This window comes from Cohnella panacarvi Gsoil 349, from assembly GCF_000515335.1.
GTDB classification, from domain to species: Bacteria; Bacillota; Bacilli; order Paenibacillales; family Paenibacillaceae; genus Cohnella; species Cohnella panacarvi.
The window spans coordinates 615,919-640,889 of the sequence record NZ_KI911563.1; the positions used below are offsets into that span (position 1 = coordinate 615,919).

Consider the following 24,971-nt stretch of genomic DNA (forward strand, 5'->3'; position numbering starts at 1 on the left):
TGTTGCGTAATCGCTCTATGCTCGGGTTATTGGGACCATACGACGATCGTCTGCTGCTGCCTTTCCGCGCCTTGATGAACGAGCGCTTGCCCGAGTTCGGTTTCCATGACGGGTTTCCCGTTCCAACGCTCGATCGTCATCTTGACGAGCTTCTGTCTGCGAATGATCGTCCGGAACGCATGCAGCAGCATGACCGCCTGATTCTCGGTCGAAAGGCCGGATTCGACTCCCTCTTCCGTCGCCATAGAGAACACTTTTTTGCCTCGTCCTTCGATCCAATACAACCATCGGTCTCCCTGCAGCAGGATATAGTTGCCTGCGTTGCGGGCAAATGCCGCGTGCTTAACGTGCTTCGGCCAATCGATCATCCAGCCGTACGGATTCGCGGGATCGGCGGCGCTCAGCACCGTCGCTCCCTGCTGCTGCAGCTCGGGAACCGGCAGCCTGACGGCTTCGCTCATCTCTCTCGTCGTGAACTGCAGCGAAGACATTCCGCCGATGAACGTGCCTCGCGTCAGTACGCCCCACTCCTCCAGCCGCTTGAGCGCGGGGTACAGCTCGTCCCAACCGAACGGCGCCGTTCGGGCAACCAATTCTTTGTTGATCAGTCCGTACACGTTCAATAAATGATGCGCCCAAGAAAGCAGCGGCGATGAAGCCGTATCCTTGGACGTCCGAGGCTCGGCCAAGGAGCCCGTCGCGTACCAGCGTCCGAGTCCGGAACCCGTTCGCGCCCACTTCGCGTGCTTCGTGCTTGCTTGCAGGCGCAAAGGCGCGAACTGGTCGTTAGAGACGCGGCCTTCCCAGACGAGCTCGAGCAAGTCTTGCAGCAGCTCGGTCGGAGGTTTATCCATCTCGCGGCTTAGCTTCGTCAAGAAGCTGGCTCCGCCCTCCTCCAGCCGCCGCAACAGCTCCGGATGTTTGGACGGATTCGTGTTCGTCTCCGAAGACTGCCGCAGGAATGGCGAGTACAGCGGTTTGGAATCCGTCAGGAAAAACGCGATTTTACCTTCCTTCTCTTCCGCGTCCTTGCGTCCGAGCCACAGCACTTCGCCCGAAGCGCATAATAGATCAAGGTCATCTTTGCGATAGGGGGCAACTCGAGCCGGGAAAACGACGGTTTCCCATAGGCTAAGCGGCAAATACAGCCCTTGCAGCCGCTCGATGACGGCGCGAACCCCTTCGCTGCCCTGTTTCTGCGCCCCTTGCAGCGCGTGCTGCATGAACGCGATTCGCCCGAACCAGCGCGCCGGATCGACGGGTTCGGCCCGGTCGCGCGCATGCTTGATCGACAACCGCACGATTCGCGACGCGACATCGACGCTGGACCATATTCTTTCCTCGTCGCTCGCGGCATGCGGCGCGCGTTCGATCATGCGATGCTCCAGCATCGCGTCTACGGCGCGTCTAGCTTCCTCCGGCGTCAGGTCCGGATAACGTTCGCATAGTTCCTTTTCCGTAAAGGAGATGACATGCCGGGCGTAACGTCCGAGCACGAACGTGAGCGACGACGGATCGCGCGGGAATCGCGCGTATACTTCTCGTTCGTCCGAGCGAATCCAGCGATATTCGCCGTCGCCCGTCGGTTCGATCGGAATCGCTTTGCCCGATTGATGCAATTCCGATAGCCAAGTCGACGTCCGATCGCCCGCCAGGTTCGTCAACTCGCCTGCGGTCAAGTCGCCGCGCCGCTTCATGAGGTCGGCGAGCTCGTCGGCATCGTTCGGCTTCCGGTCCGGTTCGCCCATGCGGCGCGACTCTTCCGCGAGCGCTTCCCGCCCGATCGCTTCCTGCATCGCTTCGGCGCCGAATAATTGCCCGGCCAGTTCCTTGCTCGCGTTCAAGAGCTGAAGCCTGATCGTCTCGTCGACGCCGTCGCCTTCATATAGCCGCATGTTCACGTAATCCGCAAGAAATTGCGCCGCCAGCGGCGACGGGTACGGCGTCTCCCTCACGATCCACTGAACGCGGCCTTCCGTTAGCGATTCCAGCAACTGCTTGAGCTCCGTCAATCCTAAATAGTCATGAAGGCACTCCGCCATCGCTTCTCGCAAGTACGGGAATTCCGTTGCGTAGGGCAACGAATTGCGCAGAAGCTCTTCGCCGCGCAGCCGCTTCTGCCACATCGGCGTGCGCGTAAAACCGCGGGACAACAGCAGCGACGTCTCGGCGATGCGGCGGAACGAGATCGCCAGCAGAGGCGACCCGGTAATCGCTTCGGCGAGCAGTTCCTCGACGTTCGACGGCGTCACGAGGTAGAGCGCCTGCATCCAAGACGCGTCCCACTCCGGCAGCACGAACTCGATGCCGTTATCTTTGGCGTTGCCGTAGACGCGATAAGGAAGCAGCTTCTCGAATTGCCGTTCGATGGCCAGCAGCCACGCCCGATTCACTTTGCGTCCGCAATGATTGTGCAGGATGATGTGCGTCTGGTTCATGACATCGCGGTAATGCTCGATCACGAGCGTCCGGTCCGTCGGCAGCCCGCACGCGTGATGTTGGGCGCGTATGACGGAGACGAGAGATTCGGCCGAAAGTCTATCCAAGCCGTATTCGGCGGCCAACCAGTCGCAGATCGCTTCGTCTTGACTCGAATTCTCGCCGTACTCGGCAGGATCGTCCGATAAACCTAGCCGGCTTGCCGTCTCTCGAATGAACGCGCCGATCCGTTCGCCCATCTCGTACGACCGGCTGCCCGATTCGTTGCGCCAGAACGGCACTTCGCTGAACCGATTGCCTGCCTCGGATACGTACACGCGATCGTTGCCGATTTCGCGGATCATCCAAGCGCTCGTCCCGAGCAGGAAGACGTCGCCGACTCGGCTCTCGTGGATGAATTCTTCATCCAATTCGCCCAGATGGACGCGGCTATCCATATGATGCACGGGGTACGCGCCGCTTTGCGGAATCGTGCCCGCTCCCGTCACCGCCGCCATAAGCGTATTGCTTCGTTTGCCGATGACGCCGGTATCTCGGTTCCATTCGACTAGCGGCCTTACGAACGGATAGAAACCCGCCAGCACGCTAAGAGCGCGCTCGAATTCCGTCCTAGGGAATCGATGGTAGCTATCGCTTCCTCGGATGAGACGATACAATTGTCCGGCTTGCCAATCGCCTGAGGCGACAGCCGCGACGATATGCTGCGATAGGACGTCTAGCGGCTGTTCGGGAATGCGGATGTCTTCGATCTCGCGGCTGGCAATCAGCTTGCTGAGCACGGCGATCTCGGGCAGCGCCGTCTTCTGCCGGGCAATGAGCAAGCCTCGGCTCGCTTCGCCGACGCCGTGGCCTGCCCGCCCGATGCGCTGAATGCCGCGAGCGGCTTCTTGCGGAGAGTCGATCTGAATGACGAGATCGATATGCCCGACATCGATGCCGAGTTCAAGCGAGGAAGTGGCGACGATGCATCGCAGCTCGCCCGCTTTGAGCATCCGTTCGACTTCCAATCGGCGTTCCTTCGAGATGCTTCCATGATGCGAACGCGCCATCTCGTAACCGACGTGATCGTTCAATCGAAGGCAAAGCCTTTCGCAAAGACGCCTGCTGTTCACGAATAACAGCACGGAACGGCAGCCTTCCATTGCCTGCATGATCCGGTCCAGGAGCGGGAGCCATACTCCCTCCCGGGTTGCCGCGCTTCGGCTCGTATCGGGCATCGATACGGCGATCTGCATCCGTTTGCGCATTTCGCTGCGGACGATCGCGACGGGGCGCGGCTTCGGCGAGGAATGGTCCTCTTCTTCCCATCCGCCGAGGAACGCCGCGACTCGCTCGATCGGCTGCTGCGTGGCGGATACGCCGATCCGTTGCGGCGATCTCCCGCATAGATGCGCAAGCCTCTCTAATGATAACGACAGATGGGCTCCGCGCTTCGAGGCGGCGAGATCGTGAATTTCATCTACGATCACCTGCTCGACCGTTCGCAGCATCGCCCGGCCTTTATCCGAGATCAGCAGCAAAAAGAGCGATTCGGGAGTCGTGATGAGAACCTCCGGCGGATGGCGCAGCATTGCGGCTCTCTTGCTCTGCGGCGTGTCGCCCGTGCGCACTTCGCACCGGATGCCCGGCCAATCCGCTTGCCGTTCCGCCGCTCGCGAATCCAACTGCTCCACGAAGCCGACGACGTGGTGGTGAATGTCGTTATTGAGCGCTTTAAGCGGCGTTACGTACAAGACGCGAACGCCGCGCGGCGCAGATTCATCCGTGCTCGCGTTTGCGAGGCGGTCCAGGCACGGCAGCAGCGCAGCTAACGTCTTGCCCGAGCCGGTAGGCGCGGCGATCAGCGTATGGTTGCCCGACCGAATCGCTTGCCAAGCTTCCGACTGCACGTCGGTAGGCTCCCCGAACGTACGCGCGAACCATTCGGACAGGACGGGATGGAACGGTAATTTTCCTTGCGATCTATCCACCGGATCTTCTCCTTGTATAGAAGGATTTCGTTAGGATGAAGTATTCGGTATAGCCCCCCGTTTTCCCTACTTAAACCGGTCTTAAACCGTAATCCATATAATCCGGATCCGAACCTTTCGTCTCCTTCCCGAGCAGCATCACCGCCATCGATCCGATGACGATCGCGACGAAGAATACGATAAACACCGCGGTTACGGCCGTTCCGCCGGAGATCAGCATCCCGACCAGATAAGGTCCGATCACGCCGCCGATGCGGCCGATCGACGCGGCAAGGCCAACTCCCGTCGAACGCACCGAGGTCGGATACAGCTCAGGCGTGTATGCGTACATCGCCCCCCATGCGCCGAGATTGAAGAACGACAAGCAGATTCCCGCCGCGATGAGCATCCCTTCCGTCGTCGCGACGCCGAACCAAATCGCGCTAGCTCCCGTTAGCAGCAAATAAGTGGCTAGCACGAACTTCCTGCCCAGCTTTTCGATGAGATAGGCCGCCGTGAAGTATCCCGGAAGCTGCGCGAGCGTAATGATGAGCACGTACTCGAAGCTTTTGACGAGCCCGAAGCCTTTAAGCAGCATGACGGATGGCAACCACAGGAACATGCCGTAATAGGAAAAAACGACGCAGAACCATAGGACCCACAGCATGACGGTCGACCGCCGGTGGGGAGAGGACCATACGGCGGACATCCGTTCGCCGAACCGAAGCTTCCGCGTACGTTGTCTCGCTAGAAACCGCGGCGAATCGTCGATCGTTCGTCTAAGCACGTACGCGTACAAGCACGGGATCGCCCCGATGACGAACGCAATCCGCCAACCGTAGTCCGGAATGACGAAATAGGCGATGATCGCCGACAAGATCCATCCGATCGCCCAGAAGCTTTCGAGCAGCACGACCGCCCTCCCCCGATCCGCAGTCGGAACCGATTCGGAGACGAGCGTAGACGCGACCGGCAGCTCCCCGCCTAAGCCGAAGCCCGCCACGAACCGCAGCAAGCACAGAACGACGAAGCTGGTCGCTAATGCCGAAAGCCCGCTCGCGATCGAGAAAATGACAAGCGTCCACAGCAGCACCGCCTTGCGGCCGAACTTGTCCGCGAGCGCGCCTGCGGCAAAAGCGCCGACGGCCATCCCGATCGAGTTGATAGCCGCGACTAACCCGACCTGATGCGGAGCCAGCTTCCATTCGACGGCCAGCGCCGCCACGATGAACGAGATCATGCCGATATCCATCGCGTCGAACAGCCAGCTGATGCCCGCGCTGAACAGAAGCTTTCGCTGCTTCGGCTCCTTCAGCAATGTCGATTGAGACATTATTATCCTCGCTTTCCATCCTTATCTCCCCGTAGTGTTACCCAAAAACCGCGCAACATGAATAGCCCCCGCGATTTCGTCGCGGGGGGACACACTGCCTTCTACTACATCCGTTCCTCAACAGTATGAAGTACAGTTAATCAACCGGAAACTGCATTTTCCAGCTCAATACCTGCACCGAATGCAAGTATTGACCGTCAATCCACGGGGATCCTCCCTATTCTCCAAAACAACTGCACTTCATGCTGTAGACTGGTTAGTTGCTAACCGAAACGCCGAATAACTGTATTCCACGCAGTCAATCGAGGCTTGATGCGTAGCGAACTTCCTCCCCGCCTTCACCCTATAACCCCGTCGACTGCAAATCCCGCAAGTTCTGCACGTTGAACAGCCTCGCATACCCTCCGCCGAGTCGCATTAACTGCTCGTGGGTCCCTTTTTCCTTAACCTCTCCGTCCTCGATCAGCACGATTTGGTCGGCGTGCGTGATCGTGGACAGACGGTGGGCGACGATCAAAGTCGTGCGGTCTTTGGCAAGCTTGTCGAGCGACTCTTGGATCGAATGCTCGGATTCGAGATCGAGCGCCGACGTTGCTTCGTCCAACACGAGAATGCGCGGATTTTTCAAGAACACGCGCGCGATCGCGATGCGCTGCTTTTGCCCGCCGGACAGCTTGACGCCCCGCTCCCCGATCTCCGTGTCGTAACCGTTCGGAAGCGCAGTAACGAAATCGTGCGCGTTCGCCGCGATAGCCGCTTGCACGATCGCCTCGTCGTCCGCGTCCGGGTCGCCGAACAGGATGTTGTCGCGCACGCTGCCGCTGAACAGGATGTTGTCCTGCAGCACCATGCCGATTTGGCTCCGCAAGCTCTTAAGCGTAATGTCGCGTATCGGTATGCCGTCCAGCCGGATCGAACCCTGCTGTATATCGTAAAAGCGCGGCAGCAAGCTGATGAGCGACGATTTGCCGCCTCCGCTCATGCCGACGAAAGCGACCGTCTGCCCGGGCTCGATCGTCAAGCGAATCCGATTCAATACCCAGCCTCCGGAGTCCTTATATTTAAAGCTAACGTCCTCGAACTCGATCTTTCCCCGGACATGTTCGATCGGCTGCGCTTCCGCCTCGTCCACGATGTCGTACGGCTCATGCATGAATTCGACGACGCGCTCGAGCGAAGCGCTTGCTTGCGTCAGCTCCGTCGAAGCGTTAACGAGCCTGCGGAGCGGCGTATATAAGCGATCCAGATAAGCGAAGAACGCCATGAACGCCCCGATCGTGAGGTTATCGTGAATGACCTGGTAACCGCCGTAAGTCAGCACGGCAAGCGGCGCCAAGTCCGTCAGCGTGTTGATGACGGAGTTCGTTCTGGCGTTCCACCGCGTCAGCGCGAGCGCCTTGCTAAGAAAGTTCCGGTTTCGATCGGCGAATCTCGCCGCTTCCTCGCTCTCCAGCGTGAAGCTCTTCGTTACCGCGATTCCGTTCACCCGCTCGACGAGGTAGCTTTGCATGTCCGCCAGCGCCTGCGATCTCGCCTTTGCATGGCCTTTGAGCCGCTTGTACAGCTTCTTCACGGCGAGCCCGTAGAATGGCAGCACCGCGATCGCGACCAGCGTCAGATCGAAGTCCATATAGAACATGAAGCCAAGGGCGATGACGAGCGTGAACATGTCGAGCCACACGTTCATGAGGCCCGTCTCGACGATGCTCTTCGTCTGTTCCGCGTCATTGATCATGCGGGAGATGATTTCCCCCGTCTTGCGGTTCTGGTAGTAGCCGAGCGACAGCTTCTGAACGTGGGCGTACAAGTAATTGCGCAAATCGTACAAAATGCGGCTAGTCGTTAGCTGAGCGAAATATTGGCGTAAATATTCGACCGGCGCGCGTACGACGACGAACAGAGCGAACGCGCCCAGCATCGTGTAGACGAGCCGCTCTACCTTTACGTCGGTCGGCAGATCGCCTAGCAGCACGTCGTCCACGATGTATTTCATGATGATCGGCAGCGTAAGCGGAATGCCGAACTTGATCATTCCGATGACAAGCGTCAGCGCGATCGACTTCCAATAAGGTTTAACGAAACGATAATAAGCGGCGAAGTTTCTCATGCTGTTCCTTCCCGCGCCAATTCGCGCAACATTTGCTAATTTAATTACAGATCTATCAATGGCGGTATGTGCTATAATCGATAGATTGTTCACCTATTCGTATATGATCGCAGGAGGCTTGCACGACTTACATCATGATGACGCCGCACAGAAATCCCCCTGTCCCTCCGCTAATTCCGTTAATCGTCGGGATGATCGCCATATCATTCGCGCCGATACTCGTACGCTTGTCGGATGCCGAAGTATCCGTCCAAGCGATGTACCGCATGCTGTTCACCGTCTTGTTTATGCTGCCCTTCGGCCGGAAGCAATTGAAGTCGGCAAGCTCGATTTCAGGCAAAGACTGGGCTTTGCTGGCGCTTGCCGGCGTATTCTTGGCTTTGCATTTTCTATTATGGATGGCATCGCTCGATTATACGTCCATCGCCAGCTCGACGATCATCCTCGCGTTAGAGCCTGTGTTCGTCATGGTCGGCGCGTATTTCTTGTTCAAAGACCGCATCCGAAAGCTGGCCTTATTCGGCTTATTCGTCGCCTTGGTCGGCACCTGCTTCGTCAGCTCCGGCGACCTCGTTCTATCGGAGACCGCGTTCACCGGCGACTTGCTATCGTTCTTCGGTACGCTTGCGGTCGTCTTCAACATGCTGATCGCCAAAAGAATATTGACCCGGGTGCCGTCCTTCGTCTATAGTATCGTCGTATTCGGGGTATCGGCCGTCCTATTCGCGATCTATAACGTAGCCTTGGGCATCTCCTTTACCGAATATCCTCCCGAAGAATGGCTCGTATTCCTGCTTCTCGCCATCGTACCTACCGTATTCGGGCATTTGATCTTCAATTGGCTGCTCCAATATTTGAAAACGACGACGGTATCCATGTCCGTGCTTGCGGAGCCGGTAGGCGCCAGCATCCTCGGGATGTTCATTTTCGGAGAAATGATTACCGGTTTTCAGTTGGCGGGCGGAGCGCTCGTCATTGCCGGCTTGCTGTTCTACCTGCGCTCGGAGCAACGGACCGAGGCGTAACGGCATCATACGGCACATGCGCAAAAACCCGCGGCTTCGCGGGTTTTCGCGTCTTAATGGGAATGCTTAAGGTGCTGCAGCGTCAGCGAGAAAATCTGTTCGATGTGCGCGTCGTCCAGCGAATAATAGACCGTCTTCCCCGCTTTGCGCCGTTTGACGATTCTAAGGTTGCGCAAATAACGCAACTGATGCGACACGGCCGACTGCCCCATGTCGAGCAGCACGCACAGATCGTGGACGCATAGCTCGTTAATCAGCAAAGCGCCGATCAGCTTCACCCTCGTCGGATCGCCGAGCGCCTTGAACATCTCGGCCAGCTCGGCGGCGGAAGCTTCGTCTACCATTCGGTTTTTGACTGTCGATAAATCCGTATCCGTGCCCGCGCAGCTATCTTCGCATAGCTCGACGGCTTGTTTGTCTACCATTTCGATACCACCTTACGCTCGCTCTCTTGCCCTTCATTATAGCCGTTCGAGAGCGGCTATAAAAGGCTTCACCCCTATCTTTGTCTTAACATATGAATATTTGTTCATTCGTTGTTGACAATCTGAACGGTTTTGGAATAATATATGAGCAAACATTCATATGTTTACGAGGTGACCAAGATGACCAAACAAACGACTGTAGGGGACGATTCTTGCTGCAGCAAGAATGATTCAAATGCCCGACATAACCATCGTCACGAGCACGAACACGATCATTCGCACGATCGCAACCATGACGGACACGACCACGAACACGAACACGGCGGCGGGAACCGCATGCTTTATCTTCTCATTGCATCCACTATCGGATATTTCGCGGCGCTGGGCCTAGACGGCCAGTCGAGCTCAGCTATCGTACTCCCCCTTTATATCGCGGCTATCGTGCTTAGCGGTTACGGCACGTTCCTCCGCGGCTTGCGCAACCTCGCGAAGCTTCGTTTCAACATCGATACGCTCATGACGATCGCGCTGATCGGCGCCGTCTCCATCGGCGAATGGAAAGAAGCTTCCCTCGTCGCGATCTTGTTCGGGTTGAACGAGCTGCTCGAAGGGATCGGGATGGACAAAGCCCGCAACGCAATGGGCAAGCTGCTGGCGATCGCCCCCGTGCAAGCATGGAAACTCGAAGACGGCGTAGAGACGATCGTTCCGATCGCGCAGCTTCGCGTCGGCGATACGGTCATGGTCAAGCCCGGCGACAAAATCCCATCGGACGGGATCGTCTTATCCGGCAGCAGCTCGGTGAACGAAGCCGCCATTACCGGCGAATCGCTTCCCGTCGACAAGTCCGCAGGCGATTCGGTACTCGGCGGCAGCATCAACAACGAAGGCGTGCTTAGGCTTACCGTCACGAAAGCTTACGCGCAATCCGCGCTGGCGACGATCATGAAGCTGGTGCAAGACGCGCAGAAGCAGCGTACGCCGACGGAGCTGTTCATCAACCGCTTCGCGAAAGTGTATACGCCGCTTATCATGGCGATATCCGCGGTCGTCTTCCTCTTCCCTCCGCTGGCGCTCGGGACGGATTGGTTGAAGTCGCTGTACGAGGCGCTCGCCGTATTGATCGTCGGATGCCCTTGCGCGCTAATCTTGTCGTCTCCGATCGCCATCCTATCGGGCATTACGCGCAGCGCGAGACTCGGCGTCCTCGTCAAAGGCGGAGCCTACTTAGAGACGCTTGGCAAGCTCGATTCCCTCGCCTTCGATAAAACCGGCACGTTGACGAAAGGCGAGCCTCGCGTCGCGCGTACGGTCGTCTACGACGAGGAACGGTTCTATGCGGCAGCGGGCGCGATCGAGCGGAGCTCAACGCACCCGATCGCCAAAGCGGTGATGAAGCATCTGGAATCGTTAGGCATTGAGGCGAAAGAAGCCGAGGATATACAGGCCGTGGCGGGACGCGGAATGACGGCCGTGTTCGAAGGGCAACGGTATTGGCTGGGCAATGAGCGCGGCATCGGGCACGTATCGCTAACGGATGAAGCGTCCGCCGCCCTTGCCGGAATGAAAGAGGATGCGCTCACGATCGTCGCCGTAGCGGACGAATCGCGCGTGTTCGGCCTGTTCGGCATCGCCGACGAGCTTCGCGAGGAGAGTCGCGACGTCGTCGCCGAGCTGCATCGCAGCGGCATTCGCAAGACGGTCATGTTAACGGGCGATCATCCGCAAATCGCGAAACAAGTGGCCGAGACCGTCGGAGTCAAAGAAGTTCATGGCGGTTTGCTGCCCGAAGATAAAGTTAAGCTCGTGAAGAAGCTGGCGGAGAGCGGTACCGTCGGCATGATCGGCGACGGCATCAACGATACGCCGGCGCTCGCGACCGCCCAGCTCGGCATCGCGATGGGCAAAGGCGCGGACAGCGCGATCGAGACGGCGGATATCGTGCTGCTGCAGGATCATCTCGGCAAGCTGCCCGCCGCCATTCGCATCGCCAGACGCGTGAATCGTATCGTGAAATTTAACATCTCGGTATCCATCGGACTCAAACTTCTCGCCCTCCTGCTTACGATTCCAGGCTGGCTGACGTTATGGGTCGCCATCCTGTCGGATATGGGCGCAACGATCTTCGTGACGTTCGTCAGCCTGACGATCTTGCTGCCGGCCGAAGATCAAAGCTGAAACAGCGACAAGACGACGCCGATCGCGAACCCGCATAACGCGCCGTTGACCCGAATCCATTGCAGGTCTTTGCCGACTTTCTCCTCCAGCATGGCAACAAGCTCTTTGTCGTCCATTCTGTCGACGTTCTCCTTCACGAGCGCGCCGATCCGATAATGGTTGGACTCGACGATATGAACGATGAATCCCAAGAGGCGGTCCTCCCAGCGAGCGACCGCCTCCGCGTTGCCGCCTGCCGCACGAACGATCGCACGATAAGCGGAGAACACGGCTTTGCCGCCGCGCTCCTTCTCTTCTTCAAGCCTTGACACGATCGCCGCGCGCGTTTGATCGAGCAAAGCGGCAATCATTCGTCCTCCATTCTCGCCTTCGATCGTTCCGCTCAAACCGTTACTTAACCTCGTTAATTTATCTTCGTCGCTCGCTAGCTTGTGCAGTTGCTCGCGAAGCTCGCGCACGATCATCTCCCGATTCCCGTTGCGCGGCTGCCGCAAATCATGAATCGCGGATGTCAGCATCCCCTGCAAAATCGCGCCAAGCTTCTCCTCGCTCATAAAGCCGGATATCGCCTGCACGGCGAAGCCCATGAATCCCCGCACGTTCACCGCCGACAGCTTCTCGCTTGCCAACTGTCCAAGCCGATAAGCGGTCTCGGGCTTCTCTACCCAATCCGCCGCTTTATCGAGCGCGAAATCAAGCGCCTTCTCGTCCATCCGTTCTTGGAGCGCATACGCTAAAGCCGACTCCGCAACCGGCTTTACGTTCATATCCCGCGCGAAGCCTGCCAGCACTCTCTGAACCGCCGGCACGGCATTCTCGGCAGGCAGTCCGCGAACGAACTCCGTCGCCGCTTCCAGCAAGGCGACTCGGTTGCGGCGTCTGCGGAGCAGCTTAGCCGCGCCCATCGCCGCCATGCGCAACACCCGCCATTGCCGAAGCTTGTTCGTAATGCTTGTCTTGTTCAGCAGCTCGTTCTCCATCGACGAGACGAGCGATTGCACGATCCGGTCTTTGTTCTTGAGCAGCAGCGACGTATGCGGAATCGGCAATCCGAGCGGATGCCGGAATAGCGCCGTCACCGCGAACCAGTCCGCGACGCCCCCGACCAATCCGGCTTCGAAGCCGCCTTGCAGGATCAATTGCGCCGTGCCGTCCGGCATGAACAGCGTCGCGGCGAACCCTGCGGCCATGACCGCCAGCGAGGTGCCGGCAATGAATTTGGATCTCATGAGAATGCCTCCCCGTTGCCGAACGGCCCGTTATTGTGCGGTGACATAGGCAAGCAGCAATGCCGCGGTGTTCGCGATAGCGTCCGCGTGCGTGCGTTCCATGCCGTGCGAAGCGTGCACGCCCGGGCCGATCAACGCGGCCCGTACGTTGCTGCCTCCCCTTAACGCGGCGGACGCGTCCGACCCGTAGTACGGGTAAATATCGACGGCGTGCGGGATACCCGACTCCTTGGCAAGCGCGATCAATCCGGAGGTCATCCCGTAATCGTACGGACCGGAGGAATCTTTGGCGCAGATCGATACGTCTCGCTCCGTCGCGGACAGATCGTCCCCTATCGCTCCCATATCGACGGCGATCATCTCCGTAATATCGCCTGGAATGTGCGAGGAGCCATGACCGACTTCTTCGTACGTCGAAAATATGATTTTCACGGTTTTGGCCGGTCGTACGCTTTCTCTCGCCAGCCACTCCATCAATCCGAACAACGCTGCGACGCTCGCTTTATCGTCGAGATGGCGGGATTTCACCCAACCGTTGTCAAGCAAGCGGGCTCTCGGGTCCCACGAGACGATATCTCCGACGGAGATCCCTAGCCGTTCGGTTTCCTCCTTCGTCGACGTCGGCTCGTCGATGCGGATTTCCATGTTCGCTTCCTCGCGTTTCCAGTCCCTGGCGTCGGAATACACGTGAACGGAAGGTTTCGTGGACAACACCGTTCCTTCGTACGCTCTCCCGTCCCTCGTATGGATCAGGCAGTACTCTCCCTCCACCGTATGCATCGCGTAGCCGCCGATCGGCGTAAACCGCAGCATGCCGTTGGGCTTGATCGAACGCACCATCGCGCCGAGCGTGTCCACGTGCGCCGTCAGGCCGACGACTTCATCGGAATCGTCGCCCTCGATCGTTACGATGCCGTTGCCTTTCGGAGTCATGCGCATCTCGTAGCCTAGCTTCTCCGCCTCGGCTTTGACGAGCGACATGATCTTCATGCAGTAACCGCTCGGACTCGGCGTCTCCAGAAGCCATCGCAGCGTATCCATCATGTAAGTTCTGTCCAGTTCCGGTTGTGCGTTCGATTGCATTCCGAATCCCCCTGTTGACATTTTGCGGTAACGGTCCATATAATAGTCACATCTTACTTGAGGAGGTCGATGTCATATGTTGAGCCGCGTATCGATTGTTTCTTCCGCTGCACAACTTCATAGTTCCCGGCCTCTACGGATCGCTTTCTGATCGACCGTTCGTCGATCGATGCTGCCGCATGGAACCGGTGACGGTTCCATGCGGTTTTTTATTGACTTGCCAGCCGCGGGAATATTTCCTGCGGTTTTTTCTGCATTTTAACCCAATCGAAGCCCAAAAGGAGCAACCCATTTGAAACCACGATCGAATCAACTTCTAGAACAATACGGCTGGAACGAGCATTGGGATGCATGTTTAACCGAGACGAACGATAAAATCCGCGGCTTGCGTCCCGCCAGAGTCATCGCGCAGCATTCGCATTCGTACCAGGTGATGACGCAGGACGGCGAGCATACCGCCGCCGTTTCCGGCAAATACGCGTATACGGCCGTTCAGCCCAGCGACTTTCCGGCCGTCGGCGACTGGGTCATGACCGAACCGATGCCGGGCGAATCCCGCTCCGTCATTCATGCCCTTCTCCCCCGCCGGTCCGCGATGACTCGCCGAGCGGCAGGCAACGTCGAAGCGGAGCAAGTGATCGGCGCGAATATCGACTTCCTGTTCATGACCTCGGCGCTCAATCAAGATTTCAACATCCGCAAAATCGAACGCTACTTGATTGCGGCATGGGAAAGCGGCGCGACGCCGATCGTCATGCTGACGAAAGCCGATCTGTGCCCGAATCCCGAGGCTTACCTCGCTCAAGTCGAACAAGCGGCGCCCGGCGTACCGGTGTATTTCGTGAGCGCCTTGCACGATCAAGGATTGGGACAGTTGCAACCGTACCTGCGCAAGGGAGCGACGATCGCCGTAACCGGTTCCTCCGGCGTAGGCAAGTCCACGCTGCTCAACTGGCTGTCCGGACAATCGCGAATGGCGACGTCCGGCATACGCGAGAGCGACGCCCGAGGGCGCCACACGACGACGCACCGCGAGCTGTTCCCGCTGGCTTGCGGCGCGCTCGTCATGGATACGCCCGGCATTCGCGAGCTGCAGCTGTGGGATTCCCAAGACGGCTGGCAACAAGCGTTCTCGGACATAGAGGCCCTGGCCGCCAAATGCCGGTTCCGCGATTGCCGGCACGAATCCGAAGCCGGCTGCGCCGTTTCCGAAGCGATCGCCAGCGGCGAGCTCGAAGCCGGCAGACTCGCCAACTACAAGAAAACGGCCCGAGAGCTTGCCCGCCAAGCGAGCAAGGAAAACAAAGCGCTTAGCAAGCAGGATGCCAAGAAGTCGAAATCTTCCGCCCGCTCCCGCAAACCTTCGCGTTATGATGCGGACGAGCTTGATTAACTTTCGCCGCGGAACGATTTGCCGTGATAATCGCTAATGTACTTGAACAGCTTGCGGCCGTCGGACGGAATATCAGGGTCGGGCGCCAAAGGAAAGTACATCGCCTGATAAGGCTCCGGCACCCATATGTACTTGTGAACGTATTCCGTCAGCACGAATCCGCACCGTTGCCAGAATCGCAGCCGGCTTACGTCTTCCGGCGTCTTGCCGTATTCGACTTCGATCAGCAAGCCGTCGGCAGACAGCTCGCCCGCCGCCCAGTTCTTGATCTCGCCGAGCAACGCCTGCCCGATGCCTTGGCCCCTGCTGTCTTCGCGTACGGCCAAATAATCGATGAGCAGCAGCTTGCCTTGCGCGACCTGGCCGGTAATCGCCATCGCAGCTACGCCCCGTTCGTCGCATGTAACGTGTAAATAAGCGATTCGCTTGCGAAACATCGAGATTAGAATAGACTCCGGTTTACCTTCGGGGAACGCTTGCCGATAAAGGCCGAGCGCCCCCGGCCAGTACCGGTCATCCAGCTTGTCCAACGTAATCATCGCGCGAACTCCTCCTTGCTCAGCATCGCCTGAAAGAACGCAAAAATACGCCCGAAGGCGTATCGATCAAGTGCCGAATCTTCGGCGATAATCGCATCTGCGGCAAAGCTCCTCGACGACTTCGCGTCTCGAGAATCCGTCGTACATCCGTTTCGCCCGATCGCCTTCGATGATTTCGGCGAACGGCTTCTCGTGCACGTTGCCCAGGTTAATGACGCCTTCTCCGTCCAGACAGCACGGAATGACCGTCCCGTTCGACAGGATGCCCGCTTGATTGCGAAGTCCGTGGCAGAAGCCTCTGTTCAAGTCTTCTTCCTCCGTCAGCGCAGGCCATACGAACTCCGTCTCGTGATTGACGTAGATCCGATCCGCGATCCGGATGCCGCTGCCGCGTTTGAAATCGTCTTCGATCTTATAATCAAGCCCGAACTCGCGCTCGATGATAGCCAGTACTTCGCGGTTCCGGTCGCGCGCCAAATTCGTCTCGTTGTCGGACGCTAGGTTCCATAAACGCAACGAAATAAGAACGTTCGACTGCGCGACCGCTTCCTTGGCGAACCGAAGCACGCTTAAGACGTATCCTTCCTTGTCTTGGGAGCCCGGATGTCCATCCCAGCTATGGAGCGAGAAGTTGATTTGCCGCAGCGCGGGTTTGCCCAGAATCTTATGGCTCGCTTTATGCAGCAGCGTTCCGTTCGTCGTCAGGTTCACCTTGAGACCTCGGTCATGACTGATGTCGAGCAGCTCGTCGATTCTCGGATGCAGCAGCGGCTCGCCTTTGACATGAAAATAAATATGGTCGGTATAAGGCTTAACCTCGTCTACGATATGCGTGAACTTGTCTACTTGTATAAAAGTAGCTTTACGCTCCGTCGGAGGACAGAACGTGCAAGAGAGATTGCAGACGCTCGTAATTTCGACGTAAAATTTTTTGAATCTTTTCAAGGCATATGCTCCTATCGGACTTGCGTGAGTTGCGATATTCCCATTATACCAAGCCTGGTTCGGATTAGGAATCGCGGCGCCGGCTGTTAAGACTTGTCATCGTAGGCGACCAGCCGCGCATCGAGCTTCCCGCCATCGATTCGCACGATCGCAAAAGAGTACTGCGGCTGTCTTCGTTTGTCCGTCGGAGACCCGGGGTTAAGAACGAGCGTCTTGCCGATTCGCTTCAACACCGGCGTATGGGAATGCCCGTAGACGATCATGTCGAGCCGCTGTCCCCGGAAAGCTTCCACCGCCCTCGTCTCGGTCGCGATCGACTTGTTCGTACCGTGACCGTGAATAAGGCCGATCATGCACCCTCCGAGCTTAAGCAGCTTCTTCAAACCGAACTTCTTGCGCAGCTCGAGCCCATCGTTGTTACCGGAGACGCCGTATGTCGGCGCATAAGCGGACAACATCAGGTAGACTTCCGCACTTGTCCAATCGCCCGCATGAAGAATCGCGTCCGCGTCCGCAAGCTCCGCGATTAGCCGATCGGGAAGTTTCTTGTTCATCCTGGGCATATGCGTATCGGAAATGACGACGATTTTCACCCGCATCACCTCGCTTCTTGCTTCTAGCATACCATTCGAAAGATCGTCTGATGAAGGAGCATTTCGCATACGGAAACGAAAAGACGCTTGGATATCCCAAGCGCCGTCCGGCGACGTATTCGCCGCTCTTTCCCTTATTTATATTTCTCTTTCACCTCGACTAATACGCCAAGCGCATTCGATGTGTCGAAATATTCATACGCCTCATAGCCCTTTTCGTGTTTGAAAAGCGAATCAAACCCTGCGTTCTTCATCGTCTGTTCGTCATTTTCCAGAGGTCCGTCCGACAACAAACAAATAGAGCAAATGGACGTGCCGTGTTCTTGCAACCATGCCGCCCATGGGTCATTGTTGCCTAAAGGCTGGATAATCTCAAACCAGAAATTCTCGCTGAATACGCTCTCTACCTTCATTGGGGTATCCGTGATGTCGGCGCCTTTATACTTCATATAAGGCTTTCTTACCTGAGTATGCTCCGTATGATGCTCAGTTGGCTCTTTCCCGGTGCCTAACAAAGATTTATAGGCGGAAACCGTTTTGTCTAAATCGTCCGTAACGACGATAACCTTAATGACTTTCGTAGATGATAGCGTCATATTGTTCTCTCCCTTATGGTGATCTGATCTATTTATCTATTGGTGAATCCGCCGTCGGCGATAATTTCCGCGCCCGACACGTACGAAGATTCGTCGGACGCCAAGAACAAGGCTACCGCCGCGATCTCGCTAGGCTTTCCGATATGTCCTACGGGGATTTGCGAGATGATATTGTTGCGCAGCTCGTCATCGCCGCTTACGAATTCCGTGAACGCCTTCGTATCCGTTGGTCCAGGGCTTATCGCATTCGCTCGAATCCCCTTTTCCGCAAGCTCTCCCGTGAACGAACGCGCCATGGACCTGACCGCGGCTTTCGCCGCGTTATAGACAATGGCGTTTTTCCCGCCTTGGAAACCTGCAATCGACGAGATCAGAACAATGGAAGATTTATCGGACATATAGGGAAGCAGCTTCTGCACCGTGAAAAAAGCCGAAAAAACGTTAAGGTTCATCGTCAAATGAAACTGCTCGGGCGTGACTTCCGGAATCGGGCTTTGCAGTCCGTTACCCACGATCGGCAGAACGGCCTTTAATTTACGCCCCGTTTTTTTGACGGCTTCCGCTATTTTTTCCAATTCATTCACGTTGGTGGCATCGACTTTTAGAATATCAACGACCTGACTGTTTCCTTCGAATCGTTTCTTTAAGGTTTCAATATCGCGACCGGCCACGATCACGTCGGCGCCTTCGCTGATGAACCGTTCCGCGATCGCTCTGCCGATCCCGTCCGCCGCGCCGGTGACAACGACCAATTGTTTATCCAAACCTTTACTCATTCGACAATCCTCCTATCCTGTTTCCCCGTCGTACTTAAAATCAAGTTGCCGTCTAATCTCATCCATCATGCTCATCACGGATAAGGTGTCTTCCCAAGACATAACCGAAGATTGGACCTTTCCTTCCAATAGACACCTTTGCACCTCGGCGGCTTCGTAATGCAAGCCGAAGAGCCCGTCGCGCCCATCGTCATAACGCTCATGCGTCTTTGAGACGTACTCGAACGTTGAACCGTCATTATAGTAAACCGTGAAGTCCGACGGTCTGTAGAACGGCCTTCTGATTTCGATTCTTCCTTTGGTTCCGCAGATGGCGGCGGTGACGGGAGACGACGCCAGCGAGCCGAAAGACAACAACGCGAGCGCGCCCGTACCATTGCCGTATTCGAAAATGGCGGCACCGTTGGAGTCTACCCCTGTTGGCGATGCGGAGGCGGCAGCGAGTATTCTCGTCGCGTTGCCTAGCAAATACTGCACGAATGAAATCGGATATACGCCCAAGTCCAGAAGCGCTCCGCCCGCAAGCTCTGGCGCATAGAGGCGGTGTTTAGGATCATAAGGAAAGCTGACCCCATGGTCGGCGATGATCTGAACAATGTCCCCTATTTCGCCCTTATCGATCAATTCCTTGACCTTGATGATATGCGGGAGAAATCGCGTCCAATACGCCTCCATAACGAATAGATTTTTCTCTTTCGCTAAATCGATAATTTCTTTCGCCTGCTTATAATTTTGCGTAAATGCTTTCTCGACCAGAATAGGCTTATCGTGCTGCAAACACTTCATCGCCCACTCATGGTGCTGCGCATGCGGCGTTGCGATATATATCACGTCAATGTCAGGATCGCTCATCAGCTCTTCGTACGAACCGTACGCTTTGTTTATGGACGGAAACTCGCGTTGAAAAGCTTGCGCCTTTTGCAAGTCGCGGGAACCGACGGCTGCGATGTTTCCTCCGGCTTGGATCACCTGCGCGGAAAAACAGCTTGCGATCCAGCCAGCGCCAAGGATACCCCATCTATGCGTATTCGGCATCGTTTCGTCTAGTTGAACAGGAAAAGACCTAGCCGGCAAAAATTCTTTTTTGACGTTTTTCATCGGTTATAAGTAATCCTTCCTGTATAAAATGTTCAAGCTTCTCTTTCGCCGAGCGACCAATTTTCAGCGCTGTTCTCCACCACGCAAACTAAAATATCGTCGCGCCTGATACCGATGTCTACCAGCCTCTTGGTTAATTCTTTATAGGTCGTTTTCTTCTGCTCAAGCGAAAACATTTGAACCATCGTAATTCGAATGATGATTAAATCCCGTCTATCGCGATTGTCATAGGTCGGAGAGAAAATAATCTCCCCTTCGCCATGCGGTCTAAACACTTGGAACAGATCGGTTGGATCCATGCCTAGACCCGCTATCAACGATTGATGAATGGCATTGGATATTCCTTTTCCTTTGTCCTCGAACACCGACCTGTTTAAGTCGACTTGAATCAACGGCATAGTTAACTCCTTCTTTTCGCTTATTATAGAGCGCCGGCACTCATGCCCTTCTCAAAACTCTTCTGCATGAACAAATAAACGATAATTACGGGAATAGCAGTGAGCACGGCCGACGCCAAGATCTTCGTCTGGTCGTTCGTAAATTCGCCTTGGAAGTATTGCGGGAGCAACGTTACCGTCTGCATATCCGAGCTTTGCAAGAACAATAGCGGCAAGAGATAGGTGTTCCATGAGTTGATGAGCGTCAGTACGATAATGGATGCCGCAATCGGCTTGGTAAGCGGAAGGATGATATGCCAGAACGTCGAAAAAACGCTCGCGCCGTCCATTCTTGCCGCCTCCATTAACTGACTGGGAATCCCGCTGTTGAAATTTCTGGCAAGGAGAATGGTGAATGGCAACTGCAATGCCGCGGTAGGTAATATGACGGCCCAAAAGGTGTTAAACATATGCAGCTTTTGAAACGTTACGAACAATGGCGATAACAAAATGACTTCGGGCAAAGTCAACGCAACAAGAATCAACCAGAAGAACACTTCTTTGCCGAATATGCGTAATTTCGCAAACCCGAAGCCGGCCGTCATACTGAAGATATAAACCAACGCAATGACGCCGGCCGATATGATGAGCGAGTTTCTGAAATAGACGGGAACGACTCCCGTGTCCCAAACCGCCTTATAATTTAAAAAGCCCGTTCCGCCGAGAGATCCGAGAAACATTTGAACAAGCGGAATCGCGTAAGGAATCGTTAGGAGGAGCAGAACGACCTGCAGTACGATTTTGCTTTTTAAACTTCTCGTTTCGAACATCTTATTTCTCGCCTCCTTTATTCATCCTGCTTATGAGTATGGCACCGCAGATAGCAAGTATAAGGAGCAAGACGGATATGGCAGCCGCATAGCCCAGATGAGATTGCCTTATTCCCTGTTTGAAAATATACGTCCCTAAAAATTCCGTCGCGTGGTTGGGTCCGCCGGTCGTAATCAGATAAGGAACATCGAATGTTTTCAAGGAACCTATAATCCCAAGCATGGCAAGAGACACCGTCGTGCTTTGGCAGTTGGGCAATACGATGCTCCATAGCGTTCTGAACTTGCCTGCACCGTCCAAGTGCGACGCTTCAAGCATTTCTTTATCGATTTGGCTCATCGCCGCGTAATACAGAATGAAACTCATTCCCGTGAACTGCCATATCGTAACGATCATGAGAATGAAGAGCGCCGAATTCGGTTGCGCCAACCAATCGACGGTTATGCCTAAATGCAGCGCGTCGAATAGATCTTGCAGCATGCCCTGAGGCGAGAACAGCAATCTGAATACCGGTGCCATCGTCGCGGGCGCTAAGATCGTCGGTATGAAAATCAAGCACTTGTGCAAGGTCGCCAACTTTACGTTCGAATGCAAAATGGCGGCGAATATAAAGCCCAAAAAGTTTTGAATGACAAAGGTAACCAGGAAAAATACAACCGTGTTTTTGATCGCTTTCCAGAAAATCCAGTCGGAAAGCGCTTTATCGTAGTTGCTCATCCCCACATTCGTCTGAATGGGGTCAAGCCCGTTCCAATCTAATGTAGACAAGTCGAACGTATAAAATATCGAATAATAGATAAGCCCTGCGACGAATATAAATGCTGGAAGAATCCACGGAAGTCCGTTTGTCATCGTGGATCCCAATGTTTTATTCTTCTTCATGTCATTGGTCTCCTAAACTCTAAATAATAGGGGCGCTAGCATAACTAGGCCCCTATCAGAATATGATCCCCTACTCGCTATCGGCTTGAGTCTTGGCAAGCTGATCGGCGCCGTTAGCGGGCTTGATCGTTCCTCCCGCCACGCCGGCCAATACGTCCATCAACGCTTGGTTCATATCTGCATTGATTCCTCCAAAGCGAGGGTTGTCGCCGCTATTCATTGCATTTGCAAGATAGGCTTTGATAGGATCGTTTTGTTTTTCGGGATTTACGAGTGTTACATTATCCCAATCCGGAGTTGCCGACTTTAGGGAAGGAACGACGTTCAAGGAATCCGCAATGATCTGTTGACCGCTCTGCGAGGTTCCGAGCCAAACGGCGAATGTAGTCGCAGCCTTCGTATTGCTCGATTTGGCAGACACCGCGGTCGAATAGTCCAGATCGCCGAACATAGATCCCGTATTCCCTGTTCCCGCAATGTCAGGGAAGTTAATCGGAATCATGGTGAACGGCTCTGCTTTGGAAGCTGCGGACTCAATAGACGACTTCATCGTGTCCGGCAAAGCGTTGGACGTATACCAAGATCCCATCATAACCATGGCGGCCTTCTGAGACATGAATAAATTGTTGGCCTCCGGATATTGTTGAAGACCGAGAGCGCCCTCTTGCATGATTCCGTCATCGAACAGCTTTTTCCATAGCTCCAATGCTTTGACGATCGAATCGTCCGTCCATTGAACTTCGCCTCTTGTCGCCTTCGTAAAAGTTCCAGGATTTACATTGTCAGCGATTGCATGGAAAGTATCGATGTTAAATGCCCCTTGACCTGCTCCTTGCACAAAACCATAAATACCGTTTTTCTCGAAAATCTCGCAAGCTAATTTCCACTCGTCAAGATTAGTAGGGATCTTTACGTCATATTTATCGAAAAGGTCTTGGTTAATCCAAAGATTTCCTGAATATACCGTTCCGACGCCTAATGCTTTCAACTGACCGTTGACCGTCATCGTGGAGATGGATGCCTCGTTGAGCTTGTCTTTAAAGTCATCGCCTACTGCCTTTTTGACAGCGTCGGTCAAATCAATGGCTTGCCCTCCGAAAACTTGAATGCCGCCATTGCCCGAACCCGCCGAAACCTGGAAAGCATCGACGCCCTTGCCATTGGCCAAAGCCGGTTTGAGCGCCGCGTCATAAGCGTCAATCGATGTTTGTTTCCACGTAACTTTGATGTCCGGGTATTCTTTGTTAAAGGCTTCAATGTATTTTTCATTGGTCGGGGAACCCGGCGTCCATCCCCACCACACGACTTCGCCCGACGTTTCGGTTGAAGTATCTTTTGCCTCTTTGCCGCTGCTGCATCCTGCGAGCACGGTCGTCGTCATCAACATGAAAGCAGCTAAGCCCATACCTACGACTTTTGACTTTTTCATTTTATTGCCCCCTTTTAAGATGTCCCTTGTCTCGTATTACTTTCGGTAACTTTCGAGAATTTCAATGACGCATTTCAGATCCGGAGCGTCGAAATAGTTGTATTCGCCGCTGCCATCGCCATACACGCCTCTTTGAACCAGCTTTAAACCGGCAGCTTCGGCATTCGCGGTTGCAGTCTTCGAATCTTTAACCTGGAATGCAATGTGATGAATGCCTTCGCCCTTCTCGTCGAGATAGTTTCTCCACGTCGAAGGTTCATCGTTAGGCTGAATCAGTTCAAGCTGCAGTCCCGGACCAACGTCGAAGAAAGCCATCCAACAATAAGCGTTCGGTGCGGGTTTGCCCTTAAACTCGGTTCCTGTAACCGCATAGTCGCCAATAGGTTGCGTCACAGGGACATCAACGCCTAATAGCTTGGCCCACTTTTTCTTCGTCTCCTCAACATCCTTCACGATCAAACCGACCTGTGCCACGATATTCGTTCCTAGTATTGTTGACATTTGATGTCTCCTTTCAGCGCTTTGCTGAATTTCAGTATGATTTCTGTTAATAAATTATCAATTTTACAAGCGACTTACTCTTTGAAAGTTGTCTATTACCTGCGCAAATTTTGTTGAAAATATTTTTCATAGCAAGGACTACGTGCAAATATTGCGCCCGGAAAAACATTGATATTACAGCATTCTTGCCATTTTGTATGCGTTTTCTTTTTGTAAACCTATCAAATATTGCTCTTTTTCGTCGCAAATGATAGCCTAACCCTATCCGAAACTTCATCGATAGATCAGGCCAAGGAGGTTCTCGACGATGCATTTGAATAACTATTTCGAGAAGTTGAACTTCAATAACGGTAAGAAAATCAATGTATCCAAGAAAATCGATATCAATTTTTCCGGCAAGATGCATTGGCATCCCTTTATTGAAATCCTTGTCAGCCTTTACGATAATATCGAAGTAACGATTAATTTCACCAAACATGTTCTTAAAACGAACGACCTGGTCGTCATCTACCCTGGCGACTTGCATTCGTTCGCTCATGTCGATGAAGACGCTTTTATTCTCGTTCAGCTCCCTCTCGACTTACTGATGATCATGGGTGAATTTAATAACAACATTTCCGTATATTATCAGTATCATTGCATTAAATACGACCCGGCGAACGTTGATGCCGATCGAATGATTTTTTTAATCAAGCAATTGCCCGACCTCTTTTATTCCGACGCGTTATTTAATGAAGTGCTGATCTATTCGCTTCTTTTGGAGTTTTTCGTAAAGCTTGGACGATACTGCCTTAATGCCAAGAAAGAAGGTTTCACCGGAGATGCGAGCTCGGATTATAAGTCTACCAAGCTAATGGCGGAAGCTTGCCTTTACATCTCGCAAAACTGCACCCAACCCCTTACGCTCGACGACGTCGCTCATCACATCGGGGTTAGCAAATACCATTTCTCGCGAATATTCAATAAATACACGAATATGACGTTTATCGATTTCCTTACGACCGAACGAATCAAGAGGACGGAATCTTTGATTCTGAATCCAAACGCGCGTATAACCGATATTGCATTCGAATCGGGATTTTCAAGCGTATCTTCCTTTAACCGCGTATTTAAAAAGATAAAAGGAATTACCCCTAGCGAATTTAGGGAAACGATGATCGATAACGCCTTTCAGAGTTATCTATAAGTCAAAAAAGAGGGAAGACAGCCGGCAATCCGGTTGTCTTCCCTCTTTCTCTTGGAA

21 protein-coding genes are annotated in these 24,971 nt (G+C 54.6%); 4 read left to right on the forward strand and 17 right to left on the reverse strand.

The annotated features are described in order from the left end of the window. Positions 1-26 precede the first annotated feature (26 nt). The 3 genes from COHPA_RS0102850 to COHPA_RS0102860 form a co-directional block, all read right to left on the reverse strand. Positions 27-4,409, reverse strand: a complete 4,383-nt coding sequence (locus COHPA_RS0102850) for a DEAD/DEAH box helicase (RefSeq protein ID WP_027084687.1) — start codon at positions 4,407-4,409, stop codon at positions 27-29. A 70-nt stretch (positions 4,410-4,479) separates the two neighbouring features. Next, positions 4,480-5,721: an MFS transporter gene (locus tag COHPA_RS0102855; RefSeq protein ID WP_027084688.1), complete on the reverse strand. Its 1,242-nt coding sequence runs from the start codon at positions 5,719-5,721 to the stop codon at positions 4,480-4,482. A gap of 343 nt (positions 5,722-6,064) precedes the next feature. Continuing rightward, a complete protein-coding gene (locus COHPA_RS0102860; RefSeq protein WP_027084689.1) occupies positions 6,065-7,828 on the reverse strand; it encodes an ABC transporter ATP-binding protein in 1,764 nt (587 codons plus the stop codon). 137 nt (positions 7,829-7,965) lie between these two features. On the opposite strand from COHPA_RS0102860, the gene COHPA_RS0102865 reads away from it, so the two are divergent. Continuing rightward, complete coding sequence (locus COHPA_RS0102865) at positions 7,966-8,853, forward strand: DMT family transporter (protein WP_035119944.1); 888 nt, start codon at positions 7,966-7,968, stop codon at positions 8,851-8,853. A 53-nt stretch (positions 8,854-8,906) separates the two neighbouring features. On the opposite strand, the gene COHPA_RS0102870 is transcribed toward COHPA_RS0102865, so the two are convergent. Continuing rightward, positions 8,907-9,278, reverse strand: a complete 372-nt coding sequence (locus tag COHPA_RS0102870) for an ArsR/SmtB family transcription factor (protein ID WP_027084691.1) — start codon at positions 9,276-9,278, stop codon at positions 8,907-8,909. Positions 9,279-9,614: 336 nt separating this feature from the next. Here COHPA_RS0102870 and COHPA_RS0102880 point away from each other — a divergent pair, with 336 nt between their 5' ends. Then, complete coding sequence (locus tag COHPA_RS0102880; RefSeq protein WP_027084692.1) at positions 9,615-11,456, forward strand: heavy metal translocating P-type ATPase; 1,842 nt, start codon at positions 9,615-9,617, stop codon at positions 11,454-11,456. Here COHPA_RS0102880 and COHPA_RS0102885 read toward each other — a convergent pair. Both COHPA_RS0102885 and COHPA_RS0102890 read right to left on the reverse strand, forming a co-directional pair. Beyond that, positions 11,447-12,685, reverse strand: a complete 1,239-nt coding sequence (locus tag COHPA_RS0102885) for a DUF445 domain-containing protein (RefSeq protein ID WP_027084693.1) — start codon at positions 12,683-12,685, stop codon at positions 11,447-11,449. The genes COHPA_RS0102880 and COHPA_RS0102885 overlap by 10 nt on opposite strands. Positions 12,686-12,715: 30 nt before the next feature. Next, a complete protein-coding gene (locus tag COHPA_RS0102890; RefSeq protein ID WP_027084694.1) occupies positions 12,716-13,768 on the reverse strand; it encodes a M42 family metallopeptidase in 1,053 nt (350 codons plus the stop codon). A 292-nt stretch (positions 13,769-14,060) separates the two neighbouring features. Here COHPA_RS0102890 and rsgA point away from each other — a divergent pair, with 292 nt between their 5' ends. Then, positions 14,061-15,161, forward strand: a complete 1,101-nt coding sequence (rsgA, locus tag COHPA_RS0102895) for a ribosome small subunit-dependent GTPase A (RefSeq protein ID WP_027084695.1) — start codon at positions 14,061-14,063, stop codon at positions 15,159-15,161. On the opposite strand, the gene COHPA_RS0102900 is transcribed toward rsgA, so the two are convergent. From COHPA_RS0102900 to COHPA_RS0102950, 11 genes are all read right to left on the reverse strand, one after another. Beyond that, a complete protein-coding gene (locus COHPA_RS0102900; RefSeq protein WP_027084696.1) occupies positions 15,158-15,700 on the reverse strand; it encodes a GNAT family N-acetyltransferase in 543 nt (180 codons plus the stop codon). The two genes, rsgA and COHPA_RS0102900, sit on opposite strands and share 4 nt — an antisense overlap. A 66-nt stretch (positions 15,701-15,766) precedes the next feature. Continuing rightward, a complete protein-coding gene (locus COHPA_RS0102905; protein WP_027084697.1) occupies positions 15,767-16,645 on the reverse strand; it encodes a radical SAM/SPASM domain-containing protein in 879 nt (292 codons plus the stop codon). An 86-nt stretch (positions 16,646-16,731) separates the two neighbouring features. Next, the gene (locus tag COHPA_RS0102910) at positions 16,732-17,238 is read right to left on the reverse strand and encodes a metallophosphoesterase family protein (RefSeq protein WP_035119947.1); all 507 of its coding nucleotides are present in this window, start codon (positions 17,236-17,238) and stop codon (positions 16,732-16,734) included. Positions 17,239-17,372: 134 nt separating this feature from the next. Next, positions 17,373-17,834 (reverse strand): VOC family protein, encoded by a 462-nt coding sequence (locus COHPA_RS0102915; protein ID WP_027084699.1) that lies wholly within the window; start codon positions 17,832-17,834, stop codon positions 17,373-17,375. 32 nt (positions 17,835-17,866) lie between these two features. Continuing rightward, positions 17,867-18,610 (reverse strand): SDR family NAD(P)-dependent oxidoreductase, encoded by a 744-nt coding sequence (locus COHPA_RS0102920; protein WP_027084700.1) that lies wholly within the window; start codon positions 18,608-18,610, stop codon positions 17,867-17,869. Positions 18,611-18,622: 12 nt separating this feature from the next. Continuing rightward, complete coding sequence (locus COHPA_RS0102925; RefSeq protein ID WP_027084701.1) at positions 18,623-19,708, reverse strand: Gfo/Idh/MocA family protein; 1,086 nt, start codon at positions 19,706-19,708, stop codon at positions 18,623-18,625. A gap of 32 nt (positions 19,709-19,740) precedes the next feature. Further along, positions 19,741-20,106, reverse strand: a complete 366-nt coding sequence (locus COHPA_RS0102930; RefSeq protein ID WP_027084702.1) for a tautomerase family protein — start codon at positions 20,104-20,106, stop codon at positions 19,741-19,743. Positions 20,107-20,129: 23 nt separating this feature from the next. Continuing rightward, on the reverse strand, positions 20,130-20,915 hold the full coding sequence (locus COHPA_RS0102935) for a carbohydrate ABC transporter permease (RefSeq protein WP_027084703.1): 786 nt from the start codon (positions 20,913-20,915) through the stop codon (positions 20,130-20,132). A 1-nt stretch (position 20,916) separates the two neighbouring features. Beyond that, entirely contained in the window at positions 20,917-21,798 is an 882-nt protein-coding gene (locus COHPA_RS0102940) for a carbohydrate ABC transporter permease (RefSeq protein WP_027084704.1), read from the reverse strand. A gap of 70 nt (positions 21,799-21,868) precedes the next feature. Continuing rightward, positions 21,869-23,227, reverse strand: a complete 1,359-nt coding sequence (locus tag COHPA_RS0102945) for an ABC transporter substrate-binding protein (RefSeq protein ID WP_084760309.1) — start codon at positions 23,225-23,227, stop codon at positions 21,869-21,871. A 36-nt stretch (positions 23,228-23,263) separates the two neighbouring features. After that, on the reverse strand, positions 23,264-23,701 hold the full coding sequence (locus COHPA_RS0102950; RefSeq protein WP_245590281.1) for a VOC family protein: 438 nt from the start codon (positions 23,699-23,701) through the stop codon (positions 23,264-23,266). Positions 23,702-24,062: 361 nt separating this feature from the next. Here COHPA_RS0102950 and COHPA_RS24150 point away from each other — a divergent pair, with 361 nt between their 5' ends. Then, complete coding sequence (locus COHPA_RS24150) at positions 24,063-24,914, forward strand: helix-turn-helix transcriptional regulator (protein WP_169733241.1); 852 nt, start codon at positions 24,063-24,065, stop codon at positions 24,912-24,914. Positions 24,915-24,971 lie beyond the last annotated feature (57 nt).

What these genes read in the sequence shown, in the direction of transcription:
- COHPA_RS0102925 (WP_027084701.1), bottom strand. Translation starts at nt 19,708, where the DNA reads ATGAAAAACGTCAAAAAAGAATTTTTGCCGGCTAGGTCTTTTCCTGTT.
- COHPA_RS0102935 (WP_027084703.1), bottom strand. Translation starts at nt 20,915, where the DNA reads ATGTTCGAAACGAGAAGTTTAAAAAGCAAAATCGTACTGCAGGTCGTT.
- COHPA_RS0102870 (WP_027084691.1), bottom strand. Translation starts at nt 9,278, where the DNA reads ATGGTAGACAAACAAGCCGTCGAGCTATGCGAAGATAGCTGCGCGGGC.
- COHPA_RS0102900 (WP_027084696.1), bottom strand. Translation starts at nt 15,700, where the DNA reads ATGATTACGTTGGACAAGCTGGATGACCGGTACTGGCCGGGGGCGCTC.
- COHPA_RS0102860 (WP_027084689.1), bottom strand. Translation starts at nt 7,828, where the DNA reads ATGAGAAACTTCGCCGCTTATTATCGTTTCGTTAAACCTTATTGGAAG.
- COHPA_RS0102855 (WP_027084688.1), bottom strand. Translation starts at nt 5,721, where the DNA reads ATGTCTCAATCGACATTGCTGAAGGAGCCGAAGCAGCGAAAGCTTCTG.
- COHPA_RS0102915 (WP_027084699.1), bottom strand. Translation starts at nt 17,834, where the DNA reads ATGACGCTATCATCTACGAAAGTCATTAAGGTTATCGTCGTTACGGAC.
- COHPA_RS0102945 (WP_084760309.1), bottom strand. Translation starts at nt 23,227, where the DNA reads ATGAAAAAGTCAAAAGTCGTAGGTATGGGCTTAGCTGCTTTCATGTTG.
- COHPA_RS0102920 (WP_027084700.1), bottom strand. Translation starts at nt 18,610, where the DNA reads ATGAGTAAAGGTTTGGATAAACAATTGGTCGTTGTCACCGGCGCGGCG.
- COHPA_RS0102865 (WP_035119944.1), top strand. Translation starts at nt 7,966, where the DNA reads ATGACGCCGCACAGAAATCCCCCTGTCCCTCCGCTAATTCCGTTAATC.
- COHPA_RS0102940 (WP_027084704.1), bottom strand. Translation starts at nt 21,798, where the DNA reads ATGAAGAAGAATAAAACATTGGGATCCACGATGACAAACGGACTTCCG.
- COHPA_RS0102890 (WP_027084694.1), bottom strand. Translation starts at nt 13,768, where the DNA reads ATGCAATCGAACGCACAACCGGAACTGGACAGAACTTACATGATGGAT.
- COHPA_RS0102880 (WP_027084692.1), top strand. Translation starts at nt 9,615, where the DNA reads ATGCTTTATCTTCTCATTGCATCCACTATCGGATATTTCGCGGCGCTG.
- COHPA_RS0102885 (WP_027084693.1), bottom strand. Translation starts at nt 12,685, where the DNA reads ATGAGATCCAAATTCATTGCCGGCACCTCGCTGGCGGTCATGGCCGCA.
- COHPA_RS0102930 (WP_027084702.1), bottom strand. Translation starts at nt 20,106, where the DNA reads ATGCCGTTGATTCAAGTCGACTTAAACAGGTCGGTGTTCGAGGACAAA.